14 protein-coding genes are annotated in these 12,713 nt (G+C 59.5%); 8 read left to right on the forward strand and 6 right to left on the reverse strand.

Translation table 11 applies throughout. The features are described 5' to 3' along the window. Positions 1-11 precede the first annotated feature (11 nt). Both ACFSYH_RS06625 and ACFSYH_RS06630 read right to left on the reverse strand, forming a co-directional pair. Positions 12-563, reverse strand: a complete 552-nt coding sequence (locus tag ACFSYH_RS06625; protein ID WP_377466001.1) for a hypothetical protein — start codon at positions 561-563, stop codon at positions 12-14. Further along, a complete protein-coding gene (locus ACFSYH_RS06630) occupies positions 556-894 on the reverse strand; it encodes a PadR family transcriptional regulator (protein WP_377466003.1) in 339 nt (112 codons plus the stop codon). Before ACFSYH_RS06630 ends, ACFSYH_RS06625 begins: the two co-directional genes overlap by 8 nt. A gap of 277 nt (positions 895-1,171) precedes the next feature. Between ACFSYH_RS06630 and ACFSYH_RS06635 the strand changes: the two genes are divergently transcribed. Both ACFSYH_RS06635 and ACFSYH_RS06640 read left to right on the forward strand, forming a co-directional pair. Continuing rightward, on the forward strand, positions 1,172-1,732 hold the full coding sequence (locus ACFSYH_RS06635; RefSeq protein WP_377466005.1) for an ArsR/SmtB family transcription factor: 561 nt from the start codon (positions 1,172-1,174) through the stop codon (positions 1,730-1,732). Continuing rightward, complete coding sequence (locus ACFSYH_RS06640; RefSeq protein WP_377466008.1) at positions 1,729-2,691, forward strand: M23 family metallopeptidase; 963 nt, start codon at positions 1,729-1,731, stop codon at positions 2,689-2,691. Before ACFSYH_RS06635 ends, ACFSYH_RS06640 begins: the two co-directional genes overlap by 4 nt. Positions 2,692-2,804: 113 nt before the next feature. Here the strand turns inward: ACFSYH_RS06640 and ACFSYH_RS06645 are convergent, their stop codons facing one another. The 3 genes from ACFSYH_RS06645 to ACFSYH_RS06655 all read right to left on the reverse strand — a co-directional run bounded on the left by ACFSYH_RS06645 (position 2,805) and on the right by ACFSYH_RS06655 (position 6,114). Continuing rightward, on the reverse strand, positions 2,805-3,470 hold the full coding sequence (locus ACFSYH_RS06645) for a hypothetical protein (protein ID WP_377466010.1): 666 nt from the start codon (positions 3,468-3,470) through the stop codon (positions 2,805-2,807). 71 nt (positions 3,471-3,541) lie between these two features. Continuing rightward, positions 3,542-4,687: a cystathionine gamma-synthase gene (locus ACFSYH_RS06650; RefSeq protein WP_377466012.1), complete on the reverse strand. Its 1,146-nt coding sequence runs from the start codon at positions 4,685-4,687 to the stop codon at positions 3,542-3,544. 20 nt (positions 4,688-4,707) lie between these two features. Further along, positions 4,708-6,114 carry a cystathionine beta-synthase gene (locus ACFSYH_RS06655; protein ID WP_377466106.1) on the reverse strand — a complete coding sequence of 469 codons (1,407 nt, stop codon included), beginning with the start codon at positions 6,112-6,114 and terminating at the stop codon, positions 4,708-4,710. A gap of 221 nt (positions 6,115-6,335) precedes the next feature. Between ACFSYH_RS06655 and ACFSYH_RS06660 the strand changes: the two genes are divergently transcribed. The 3 genes from ACFSYH_RS06660 to ACFSYH_RS06670 all read left to right on the forward strand — a co-directional run bounded on the left by ACFSYH_RS06660 (position 6,336) and on the right by ACFSYH_RS06670 (position 7,882). Then, a complete protein-coding gene (locus ACFSYH_RS06660) occupies positions 6,336-6,599 on the forward strand; it encodes a CopG family transcriptional regulator (RefSeq protein ID WP_377466014.1) in 264 nt (87 codons plus the stop codon). Between the two features lie 120 nt (positions 6,600-6,719). Then, the gene (locus ACFSYH_RS06665) at positions 6,720-6,995 is read left to right on the forward strand and encodes a transposase (protein ID WP_377466016.1); all 276 of its coding nucleotides are present in this window, start codon (positions 6,720-6,722) and stop codon (positions 6,993-6,995) included. 95 nt (positions 6,996-7,090) lie between these two features. Further along, positions 7,091-7,882: an arginase family protein gene (locus ACFSYH_RS06670; protein WP_377466018.1), complete on the forward strand. Its 792-nt coding sequence runs from the start codon at positions 7,091-7,093 to the stop codon at positions 7,880-7,882. A gap of 176 nt (positions 7,883-8,058) precedes the next feature. Here the strand turns inward: ACFSYH_RS06670 and ACFSYH_RS06675 are convergent, their stop codons facing one another. Continuing rightward, positions 8,059-8,850, reverse strand: coding sequence for a metal-dependent hydrolase (locus ACFSYH_RS06675; RefSeq protein ID WP_377466021.1), 792 nt, complete (start codon positions 8,848-8,850; stop codon positions 8,059-8,061). A 428-nt stretch (positions 8,851-9,278) separates the two neighbouring features. Here ACFSYH_RS06675 and nhaA point away from each other — a divergent pair, with 428 nt between their 5' ends. The 3 genes from nhaA (at position 9,279) to ACFSYH_RS06690 (ending at position 12,563) form a co-directional block, all read left to right on the forward strand. After that, entirely contained in the window at positions 9,279-10,499 is a 1,221-nt protein-coding gene (gene nhaA, locus ACFSYH_RS06680) for a Na+/H+ antiporter NhaA (RefSeq protein ID WP_377466023.1), read from the forward strand. Positions 10,500-10,537: 38 nt separating this feature from the next. Beyond that, complete coding sequence (locus ACFSYH_RS06685) at positions 10,538-11,317, forward strand: phosphatase PAP2 family protein (RefSeq protein ID WP_377466025.1); 780 nt, start codon at positions 10,538-10,540, stop codon at positions 11,315-11,317. A 130-nt stretch (positions 11,318-11,447) separates the two neighbouring features. Next, a complete protein-coding gene (locus tag ACFSYH_RS06690; RefSeq protein ID WP_377466028.1) occupies positions 11,448-12,563 on the forward strand; it encodes an NADH:flavin oxidoreductase/NADH oxidase in 1,116 nt (371 codons plus the stop codon). Positions 12,564-12,713: the final 150 nt, after the last annotated feature.

A 12,713-nucleotide genomic window follows, 5' to 3' on the forward strand; every position in this document is an offset into this window, starting at 1 on the left:
GGCTATCCTAATCAGGACTTTTCCCGAAGCCAGACTCGCCAAATCCGCGCAACTATGAGTGAGATCCCTGCGAACACGGAAAGGGTCACCACGAGCGTCTGCGTGGTGCTAATCAGCCCAAACGCCTCGATCCCGTCAGCCGATACCTCAACATAGAACTCGCTGAGGAGCCATTTGGAAGTCACCGTTGTCGGTGCAACCACATCGAACTGCTCGACAGCGTTGATCATGCCATCGAGGTGCGAGATGACCGCGAGCAGCCAGCCGTACAGCAACACGGCCAGGGCAACGCTACCCGCCCACACACGGGGAACCTTGGTGCCGTGGGCATCGAGATATTCGGCTGCAATCACTCGCGGCTTTCCGGCTTGGCTGATTGCCCGGCGCATACCGACGTCCTGCGCAGCGGCGGTAAGTTCCCCGCGAAGTCCCTGCCTGATTTCCTTGACTTTCTTCTCAGGCATGCCAGCTAGGTGCAGGTCTAGCGTGAACAGGTACCATTCTCTGCGAGTCTTATCCGCAAAGGTGAGCGCTGATGGAGCCTGTTGCTGGTTACTACTCATCGTCTGTCTCCATAATCCGGTTAACAACGGTGTTGAGTGCCTGCCACGCACTGTGGATTGCGTGGAGTTCGTGCTCACCTGTCGGCGAGATGGCGTAATTCTTTCGGGCCGGCCCGCTCTGCGATGGGACGAGTTCGAACGTCAGCAGGCCTTCGCGTTCAAGCCGCGTGAGCAGCGGGTAGACCGTTCCCTGGCCAAGGTCTTCGAGTCCTTGCTCCTGTAGCCGCTGCACGAGGTCGTAACCGTAGGTTGGTGCCTTGGCGAGTTCGGCAAGGATCAGCATCGGCAGCACGCCTTTAAGGAGTTGCGGATCTTTTTTGGATGGTGGCATTGGAACCCTCCATAGGTTTTTCTTCCTAGCTAGAAGGTAATGCCCACTAGTATGCAATGTCAACTAGTTGGCTATGCACAGTAGATTTCGTCGGATTTACGACGATTCAGCACGCCCGCCCAACACCTCACCACGGGCAGCTCGTTGCACTCTTCAACGCCAGGGGCACGATTGGGACCTGCCTTACGTGCAGCATCGAGGACAGGCAGAGCCCACTCGCGAAAAACGAGACCGGGTAACCCTGGCAAGAAATATCGTAATTACGTATTATTGACGAATGGTTGAGAAATCAGAGACATACAGCCTCACAGAGCTTCACGACGAACTGCATGCGCTCTGCGCGCGAGTCACCGCGCTCGAGTCACAGTCCGCAACAGGGAACCAGCCCTCGGGCCTCACACCGCAAACGCACGCCGACAACGACAGTTTCTGGGCACTCAATGGACTCGCAAGCCGCAGACCCAAGGACGAGACGACTCAGAGCGGGGCTGTCATACTCGTCGGCAATGTGGACCTACCAACGGGCGGAACTGTCTCGTGGCAACAAACCGCTGGCAGCGAGGGCCTACTGGAGAACGACTGGGCCGAGCAAGCGCATGCGCTTGCGGCGCTCGGCCATCCGGCGCGGCTCAACCTGCTCCGGCACATTCTGAACGGTGCGCGAACAACCTCAGAGCTCACGGACGCATTAGGTGACGGCACAAGCGGACAACTGCATCACCATCTGCGCCAACTCATCGCCACTGGCTGGGTGCGACAGGCTGGACGCGGCCTATACGAGGTCCCCGCCAACCGAATCGTGCCGCTGCTCGCATGCGTGATGGGAGGGGAACGATGAAATCGCTCATGCTCGCGCTGTATCGCATCCGCGGAATCATGTACTACGCAGTCGCTGCCGTGCTGATCGGGAACGTTCTCATCGGTGACTGGTTTGCGACGGGGCTTGCGAGGTCGATCAGGCTCACGCTCGTCTATGTGGCCCTCGCACTGTTTGTTGTCTGCATACTACTTATCGTATTCGGCAAGAAAATACTGCCTCAGTCTGCACCGCGGGAAGTCATGTCTCCGGTTGCCGGGCGTTGGATGGCGCTGAACAGCCCAGCCACTGACATACCCAGCCACGGTGTACGCATGTACGGGCAGGCCTACGCAATCGACCTGGTGCATGAACCCGCCGCTGACACCCGGCCGGAATTTGGCGAGGCGTTCATGCGAACCAACGCTGAATACCCCGCATTCGGCCAACCTGTACACGCCATGGTGAGCGGAACCGTGGTGAAGGTGTCCGACTGGCGGCGTGATCACCGGGCACGTTCCAACCCACTGAGCATTGTGTACATGATGATCGAGGGCGCCCTACGCGAGGTGGGTGGCCCCGGAAACATCGTGGGAAATCACGTGGTCATCCGCACCGACGATGGCGTGTTCGCGGCCGTCGCACACCTGAAGAGGGGCAGTGCTCAGGTATCCATCGGCGATGTGGTGGCTGCCGGGCAAGTTATCGGATCGTGCGGGAACAGCGGCAATTCGAGTGAACCACACGTACATGCGCAGTTGATGGATCGTGCCTCCTTCTGGACCGGTCAGGGAATACCCTTTACTTTTGCGAATGTGGAACTCGAACCACTTGCCAGTGCCTCTGAGGTCGAGTCTGCTGTTGAAGACGACTCTGCGGAAACGACCGATTCGGGTGCTGCTGTGGCAAAGCCTGCAAACTCAGACAATACGACTCCCCTCATACTGAAACTTCGCGCCTCGGTACCTCAAAACGAGCAGTTCATGATTTCTGGCGCGTAGCCCTTGCGCTGCAGAGTCACGGGTTCGGCGCTCACAAGGTGGCGCTGTGCCAACCGGGAGCCGCAGGGCTGCCCAACCGGATCGTCGTCAATCTGAAACAATGAGCACAATGCTCACCGCACACCACTCGGACCTATATCGAACATCAGGAACTTGAATATCCCGTTGCGCTCCGCAGGAATATGCGAGTATTCGCCCCAACTGACTTGGTAGCGATCGCGTAGGAACACAGGAGCCTGCCTGCGCTCGCGAGTTCCCAAGCCCGCGCGCTCACCCCACGCTAGTTCTCCCTCAACCACACGCCCTTCATGCAGATGGAACTCCAAGTCGATGAGGTCGTTTCGTTGCGCGGCGGTCCATAAGGCTTTGTCATTTGTGACCGTAATTGAGAAACCCGCTGTAGCCAGACCTCTATCAACTATGGTCTCGATACGACTGACATCTTTAAGGATGTCGTATCTTCCAAGGTCCCGAGCATCGTGCGAACGTAGAATGAACTCTTCGCCCAGATACGTGTGGGTGAGCGCTGCGGTGAGGTACTTCAACTCAATGACGTACCAGCAACCGCTTTGATGGATCATCATGTCCACGTTGAAGGTAGCAGCACCCTCAATACGCACTGGGCGCTCCAGGCGAATTTCAAGGCTCGAATCAATAACCGGTAATTGATGTGCAAGTTCGTATTGGAAATCCGCCTCCGAGTGAAACACGGGTCGACGTTCAGCCAGGTGAGTTAAGGCTCGACGCAGGGCCTGCTTAACCGCTGTCTCGGAGAACACGGGCACACCGTCCACATCTAGTGCCGGTGTCGCGGGCGGTCTCTGCCGTCCGCGACACCAACCTTTACCGGTCAGAGTGACAGCGCTCGCTCGATGTCTTCGAGCAGATCCTCAACATCCTCGATGCCCACAGACAAACGGATAATGTTGTCGGGAACCTCAAGCGGGGTGCCCTTCACCGATGCGTGAGTCATCTCGGTTGGGTAACCGATCAGCGATTCCACGCCGCCCAAGGACTCGGCCAGCGTGAACAGTTCAGTGCCCTCCGCGAGTTTCAGCGCTGCGGCGGCCCCACCCTTCAACGCGACGGACAGCATGCCACCAAAAGCACGCATCTGCCGCGCCGCGATCTCATGACCTGGGTGATCCGATAGCCCTGGGTAGTACACCCGCTCGATTGCGTCATGGTTCGCCAGATACTCGGCGATAGTCGCAGCATTTGAGGAGTGACGCTCCATGCGCACGCCCAGTGTCTTGATTCCACGCACTGTCAGCCACGCATCGAACGGCCCGGAAACCGCGCCCGCGGAGTTCTGCAGGAATCCGATCTTCTCGGCCGCCTCATCGTCGCTCGTCACGATGGCTCCGCCCACCACATCCGAGTGTCCACCCAAATATTTGGTGGTCGAGTGCACGACGAAGTCGGCGCCGTGCGCGAGCGGCTGTTGGAGGTATGGGGAGGCGAAGGTATTGTCCACTACCGCGACCGCGCCGTGAGCGTGCGCAAGACTCGTTGCCGCCGCGATATCGATGACGGTCATCAGCGGGTTCGTGGGGGTCTCGATCCACACCAACTGCGTGGGTGCGGCAACGAGCGCGGCCTCGAACGCCGCCAGATCAGACATGTCGACGGGCACTACCTCGATGCCCCACTGCGCGTGGACCTTGTTGAAGAGTCGGTGCGTGCCACCGTAAACGTCATTGCTCATCACAATGCGGTGACCGGGACGTAGCAACGACCGGATGAGCGTGTCCTCCGCGGCGAGGCCGGACGCGAAGGAGAACGCGTACTCGCCACCCTCAATCGCTGCAAGGTTGTCCTGCAAGGCGGTGCGGCTCGGGTTTGCACTGCGCGAGTACTCGTATCCCCCGCGGAGTTTCCCAATGCCGTCTTGCGCATAGGTGGAGGTCTGGTAGATCGGCGGGATGACCGCGCCCGTTGTTGGGTCCGGCGCTTGCCCTGCATGGATAGCCCGGGTGTTGAATCCTTGAGTCATGGTGTGTGCTCCCTGCGGGTCTAGTTCGGTTCGAGTGTGGTGGCTGTCCCTGAGGACAGGCTGTACGTGAGGAGATCGTGGCGGGTGAGGACTCCGACGGGATTCGCATCGTCGATGACAAGGAGCGCGTTGGCGTGGGCGAGTTTGTCCCGTGCTTCACGTAGGCACTGACCTGCTCCGATGAGCGGCAGTGGGTCAAGGCTCAACTGCGAGATCGGAGCGCGCGGAGTGGCCCTCTGCGAGAACAGCGCCTCAGTCAGGGTGTGCTCGTCGATGGCTCCGGCAACCTCCCCGATCACGACCGGTGGTTCCGCCTGCAACACCACGAGCTGGTCCACGCCGTGCCTGTTCATCTCCTCGATGGTCTCGCCGATCGTGGCTTCCTTGCGTACGTAGTAGATGCTGGAATCCTGCTTGGTGGCCATGATGTCCCGGACTCGTGCCTCGTGGCCTGGCTCATCCGGGCATTGCGAGGGCAGGAAGCCGTATGACTTCATCCATTCGTCGTTGAAGATCTTGCCAAGGTACCCACGCCCGCTGTCAGGGAGCAGCACCACGACCACGTCATCGGCGGTCAGGTTCTGCGCCGCCTTCAGCGCGCAGGCCACGGCGAGTCCCGACGAGCCTCCAAGTAGCAGCCCCTCCTCGCGTGCCAGTCTGCGGGTTATGTCGAAGGACTCGGCGTCTGTCGCGGACAGTATCTCATCGGGGATCGTGCGATCGTAGGCGTCCGGCCACATGTCCTCGCCAACGCCCTCAGTGAGATAGGGGCGTCCCGAACCGCCCGAGTAGATGGAACCCTCAGGGTCTGCGCCGATGACGCGTACCCGTCCCTCGGAGACCTCCTTGAGGTACCGCCCGGTGCCGGTGATGGTGCCCCCTGTTCCAACTCCAGCGACAAAGTGCGTGATCCTCCCTGCCGTGTCGGCCCAGATCTCAGGGCCAGTCGTCGCATAGTGACTCGCTGGACCGTTGGGATTGGAATACTGGTCCGGCTTGAATGCCCCAGGGATTTCTCGGGCAAGCCGGTCAGACACCGAATAGTAGGACTCCGGATCTTCCGGCGTCACCGACGTTGGCGTGACCACCACCTCCGCGCCATATGCTTTGAGCACATTGATCTTGTCGTCGCTGACCTTGTCTGGACACACAAACACGCAACGATAACCACGCTGTTGCGCCACCAATGCCAGGCCCACACCCGTGTTCCCTGAGGTGGGTTCAACGATTGTGCCACCGGGCTTGAGGGACCCGTTCCGTTCGGCTGCATCGATGATTCGCTCAGCGATTCGATCCTTCGCCGATCCGCCTGGGTTCAGATACTCGACCTTCACGAGAATCGTCGCTGCGATTCCCTCGGTGATGCGGTTGAGTTTGACCAATGGGGTGTTACCGATGAGGTCGAGAACGCTTGTGGCGTAGTGCATGCCGTCTGGCTGACTGAGTTTCAGGTGCTTGTTCACCTGTGGGTTGTTTGTGTCCACTACAAGATTCTATGTGCCGCGGCTTCTCGCTGTTTGATCCAGCGCTTAGTTACCTCGGTCAGTTCCATGTAGGAAGCCCCTGCTTCGGGTCGTAAGGAACGCAGATACATGGCATGCTCTCAACAGGGAAGGTTCCTATCGAGGCTAGGGCAGGAGATAGACGGATGGGCGAGTACAAGGATGTGGATCGAGTGCCGTTCACAGACGAAGACATCGAAGAATGGGCCGCCGAAGCAGAAACCTCAACAGGTTACACTGGCAAACACTTGGGCCTTCCCGTGGCCGGGGACCCTACCAGTGCTGACCCGCAAACACACACCATCGCACTTCACCTCGATACTGCCCGGCTCGCAAAACTGAATGAAGCAGCACAGAAACGCCACACCACTCCCTCGCAACTGATGCGCGAACTGATTGATGCCCTCTAACGACCGGATTCAAACGGCGAAGAGTAAGAGATCCTTCCATCAACTGACTGGGTCTGCTGTGGATTTGGTTGATTCTTGTCCACGTCCCGTGAGGGGTGTGGGGGTTGAGAGAATCAGATGATGAAGTATTCAGATGAGTTCAAGCGTGATGCGGTCGCGTTGGTGAAGGCTGGGGCGACTCAGCGAGAGGTGTACCGAGATCTGGGTATCTCGAAATCAGCGCTCTCAAAATGGGTTGCTGATGCTGAACGGGCAGAACGTGGTCAGGTCAGGGGTCGCGAAAGCAAGGTGGAACACGCCGAAGTCTTTCGGGATGGGAAGCGTGAAGAACTTCCATCCTCCGGGAGACCTCGGCTCCTACCTGACTACCGACGCGTTCAACCGAGTACACCCTAGCTTCCGATGAGCCGATAAAGTGGTTTGACGTTGAAACCCGTGATACCGCACTCCCAGAAGAGGCCAATAAACGCAGGAAGAAGGAAAGATATCTGATGAGCCCCTACACATTCGCAGGTGCACCATTTGCCGCCGAAGGGCAGGCCGACTATGGCGTCTTGGGTGCACCGTCTAACCTAGGTTCGACCACGCGAGGTGGGGCGATGGCAGAGGCTCCGCGTGCCATTCGTCTGTCGTACGCGGCAGCAGCACCGGAAAACTTGATCGATCTAGGCGATGTAGAACCGGAGAAACGGAACCTAGAACACTACCTTGACCAGTTGACCAACGAAGTAAAAACGTGTCTGGAACAGATCAAGCAGACGTTGCTGGTTTTGGGCGGGGACGATTCAGTTTCCTATTCGGTTGTGCGTGCCGTATCCGAATTCCACGAAGGGCCGGTCGATCTAGTGCACTTCGACGCGCATAAGGACGAACATCCAGACCTATCAATGGGTATCGATCATTCAAACTGGGTAACCGCGCTTAAGAATGGAAATTTGATCGTCTCGGACGTGGAGCGGCATGGGTACCGCATGGAATCAGAACAACCATCGCAAGACTTAGAGGAACAGGACCCAACACTGGTTGTGGACATGGCTGCACCACCCGTTGCGAGAGTCGTTGTGCTGGACATGGGAGCGATAGACCCCGCATTTGCACCGGGCGTAGCGGCACCCGAACCATTCGGCCTAACACCTGTCTATGTTCTCGAAACTGTTTCGAAGATCGTCAAGGAAGGCAATGTTCGCGCCATCGTTTTGACAGAAGTTGATCCATCGCGCGACATAAACGAACAGACAAGCCGCCTAGCGTTCAGGTTTTTGTATAACCTGATTACTCGCTAGAGTCATCCTCCAGCATAAAAATATGTGACTGAATGGGGCAACAATGGCCAAAATAAAGCGTGGAAAGACGGCGAAGTTTTAGCCGCAGGCGCGTCCCGGTGGAGGCCACAGCGCGTCAGCAATCATCACCTGTCATCCCAGATAGACCAACACTAAGGATCCGGATTCTCAGTACGCTATGCAGTGGCAAGCGGCGCGATCCAGGCCAGCGCATTGAACCCGGTCCACTCGAAAATGCAGACCCACACCATCCAGGTCGTCAGGATCGCAATGAGCACCTTTTCTCGGGTCGACCCAGATTTACCGAGAACCGGTGCGGAAATAGCTCCGTTGGCTTTCCAGACATCCGCGAGAATGGGTACTTTTCGCCACCATTTCGGTGATTTCAGAACGAGTGGCCAGAATATTGGAATTCCTCCCACGGTCAGGAAATCCCCGACAAGGTGGGCCGCATAACCGACCGCGAGCGCAGCGGGGAACCACGCCCAGTTATCGGCCCCGTACAGCACGACGGTGAGGGCCAGCGCGATGCTCACGATCCACAGCATGAGCCGACCCTCAACGAGTTCGAGCGCGCGGATCGCGAACGAGCACAGCAGTACCGAAGCGATGCCCGCACCAAGATAAAACGAGTTCCCCTGCCCCACTGGGATAGCGATGACCGCTGCGAGGTAAGCCCACGCCACGGCGATCACAAGCCCCAGCAGTGAGTGGGTTCCTTTACGGTGCCCACCCGAGAGTCGTTCGGTCACACGGGCCGCCCAGCCGGAGATGGGTGGAAGGGAGTGCGCGATCGTTCCGTTGCGGTGATCTATGTCAGGCAGGAGCGCTGCGCCTGCGGCGACGAGCATCCCGACGCCGAGCGCTGGACCGTCCACGCCGTCAACCACTCCGAGGGTTGTTGGCACGCTTGCTGCGATGAACAGCCACGCGGCAGCTCCGGTCACGGCGTGCGAAGGCCCCATCATATACGTGTTTACCTCAGTTCAATAAGGCACGGAGTGTCGTGGACCGCACCAGTATCAGTCCTTGTTGGTTACGAATTACATCAGTTACGCTCCGGCAGGAACTTGCTACGCATCGTCCCTACGCTCCGCTGCACTACCTTGTCCGTAACAAGTGTCGACTCAACAGTACGTGGCCCCTCCGACATTCCACGCAAACCGCCCAGGTAAGGCGCACTCACACGGCTCCACCTAGTTTGAGAGCGACCAGATCCGTACTCGCAAACAGTGAGGGTGCGGATCTGGTCACTCTCAAAGAAAGAAGGAGGACGCAGGCAAGGTCACAGCGCCTCTACGCTGCGCGCGCAAAGCGGTGGGCGTAGAGTTGTCTGTTGGTGTGTCGGGAAGTCTGGTCGACGTTGACCGATGTCCCCTACCCAAAAGGACTTTTCATGGACAAGCTCCGTCAGAAAATCGCGAGCGACACCTTCGCCGGCATGCTATTGGTTGGCGCTGCGTTACTGGCTCTCCTCATTGCAAATTCACCGTGGCGCGAGGCCTATCACGGGCTTGCGGACTTCCGCTTTGGTCCTGAGGCATTGCACCTGAATCTTTCGGTTGCGTCCTGGGCTGCGGACGGCTTGCTCGCCGTCTTCTTCTTTGTCATTGGGCTTGAACTCAAGCAGGAGATTGTCACGGGTTCGTTGTCGCGGCCGCGTGAGGCTGCGGTTCCGATGATCGCCGCGGTCGGCGGCATGGTTGTTCCTGCGGCCCTGTTTGTCCTGTTCATCAATGTCCTCGGCGATCCGTCCGCGATCCATGGGTGGGCGATTCCCACCGCCACGGACATCGCCTTCGCAGTGGGTGTGCTCGCGCTGTTCGGCAAGGGCCTGCCTCGCGCCCTGCGTGTGTTCCTACTGACTCTCGCGGTCGTTGACGATCTTCTCGCGATCATCATCATCGCCGTTTTCTATTCGTCGAACCTCAACTTTGCGGCGCTGCTGGCGGCATTCGGCCTGGTTGGTCTGTTCGCGTATCTGACACGCACCCGCGGGGCAGGCTGGTGGATCTTCATCCCGGTTGGCGTGGTTGCGTGGGCGCTCATGCACGCCTCGGGCGTGCATGCCACGATCGCCGGCGTTCTGCTCGGGCTCGTGGTTCCGGCCCGCCAGATTTTCGACGAGTCCCGCGCCCGCGCTCACACGTACGCCGAGGTAATTACGCCGGTTTCGTCGGGCCTCGCAGTCCCAGTGTTTGCGTTCTTTGCCGCTGGTGTGACCGTTGTTGGAACGGGTTCGCTGAGCGATGTACTCGGGCAGGCGGTGTTCACTGCGGTGGCTGCCGGTTTGGTGTTGGGGAAGGTTATCGGGGTTCTCGGCACGACTGCCCTGGTCACAAAGTTGACTCCACTGCGCTTGCCGCAGGGCATCGGCGTGCGCGACCTCCTGCCGGTTGGCCTGCTGTGCGGTATCGGGTTCACGGTGTCGCTGTTGATCGCGGAGTTGTCCTTCCCTGACTCCGAGCACACAGCCGCCGCGAAACTCGCAATCCTCATCGGCTCGTTTGCAGCCGCTATCCTCGGAGCGATCATGCTGCGTCACGATGCTCGCCAGACTCGCACCCGCGACATGAACCTGGACGGCGTGGACGACGGTGACGTGGATTTGATGTAGCGTTTCGCGTAAACGTCCCCAACGATGGAGTCTTTTCCATGAGCTCTGGCCCGCGCACACCGTCTGGCACCAACGACGCAGAGGGCTCAGGTTCCTCTCCGGCCCCTGAACGTAATCTGCAGCGTCTCATCAACGCGGTGCAGTACTTCGCGATCTTCGGCATCGTTGCGCTGTTGGCCTTCAACCGCGTCACGCACGACTACATCCAGAACATCGACAACACGTGGCGCGGGTTCATCGGTGCGGCACCGGGGGACGCGAGTTACCAATGGTTTGTTCCCATGGCCCTGCAACACGGTTTCGACACGATCGGGGCCGTTGCAATCTGCCTTGTACTCATCATCGTGTGCCTCGTGTTCAAACGCTATTGGCACGCTCTGTTCGCAGGGTTGAGCCTCGCGCTGGTTGCCGGTGGGCTCGTGCAGGGCTTCAAGCACCTGTTCAACCGTGAGCGCCCGGCCGATGATCTGGAAAACGAGTTGTGGTCTTCTGTGTTTCCCGTTGATCATGGTTCGTTCCCCTCCGGGCACAGTGCGGCTGCCGCCGTGTTCGCGATCATGTTCCTCGTGCTCGTGCCATGGCAGTGGAAGCGACTACGCGCTGCGATTCCATACATTGGCGCTGCGCTGGTACTGGCAATGATGTGGCAGCGCACCCTCACCAACGCCCACTGGTTGAGCGATACCGTGGCTGGGGCAGCTTTGGGCCTTGGTGGCGCGCTCCTACTGTGGTGGTTCATGCAGCCGTGGCTCGATGCGGAACAGCGTGAGCACCTGCCTGCAGCCCTCGATGCACCTGAGTCCAGGGAACCGCAGTAACCCGAGTCCACAGCCGCCAACAGCACTCACCCGGAATATTCACCGCCGTGCGAAGGTTCACCCCACGGCGTCGTTTTTCTATAATCCGCACTCGATCAGGTGACAACTCAACACGTCAGAAGGAAACACCATGAGTAAGTTGTTCTCCCCCATCACCCTGTCCGCTGCCGAGGGTACGGGCCTCACCCTGCGCAACCGAGCCTTTGTCGCTCCAATGTGTCAGTACTCCGCGGACGGTGAAGATGGCGTGGCAACCTCGTGGCACCTGCAGCATTACGGTTCGTTCGCGGCAGGTGGCTTCTCGCTCGTGGTGGTCGAGGCAACGGGCGTACTACCTGAGGGTCGAATCTCTCCGCGCTGCCTCGGCATCTACGATGAACCAACCGAAGCCGCACACGCACGCATCGTCGAGATGGCACACGGACTCGGGGCAGCAGCCGGTCTACAGATAGGCCACGCAGGCGGCAAGGGTTCGACCTACCCCACCCTGCCCGGTTTCGATGCAGGAACGGTCCCGGTATCCGAGGGCGGTTGGGCGACATTCGGCCCCACGGACAAGGCCGTCTTCCCTGGCCTCGCCGATCCAATCGCACTTGACAGGGAAGGCATCGAACGTGTCATCGAGGGATTCGCAGATGCAGCCCGTCGTGCAGACCGCGCTGGATATGACGTGCTACAGATTCACGCCGCGCACGGATACCTCATCCACCAGTTCCTCTCGCCCCTGACCAACACCCGCACCGACGAATATGGCGGAAGCGAGGAGAACCGCACCCGCCTGCTGCGCGAGGTCACCGCTGCCGTTCGTGAAGCCTGGCCGGCCCACAAGCCACTCGGCATCCGGGTCAGCGCAACCGACTGGGACGAGGCAGGCTGGACTGTTCAGGCCACCGCGACCATTGTGCGCACACTCGCCGAGGACCACGGCATCACCTGGGTTGACGTCTCCTCGGGCGGTCTCGTGGCCGGATCAAAGATTCCGGTCGGTCCGGGCTACCAGGTTCCGCTGGCCCTCGAACTCACGCAGGCGCTCGCGGACCTGGACGTTGCCGTGAGCGCTGTGGGACTCGTCGCCAATCCAGACCAGGCAGAAACCATCCTGGTCACCGGGCAGGCCCACGCAATCTCCATCGGACGTGCCGCGCTGGGCAATCCGCACTGGGCTTCGGCCGCAGCGGTGGCGCTGCGTGCCGCCACCCCAGACGCACATATTCAACCGCAGTACTGGCGCGCGCACTGGTCATAAAGATTGCCGACGATACGGCTGGCTCTGAGGTGTCGGCCTACGGCTAGGTGCTGCTAGCCAATCTCACCGCAGCATCGAAGGGTCGAAATTAGTCCACACCCCCAACTTTTTACTAGCCAACCGGACAAATTTTGGCCCATCAACCAACAC

Source organism: Populibacterium corticicola, from assembly GCF_042683685.1.
GTDB lineage: Bacteria > Actinomycetota > Actinomycetes > Actinomycetales > Cellulomonadaceae > Timonella > Timonella corticicola.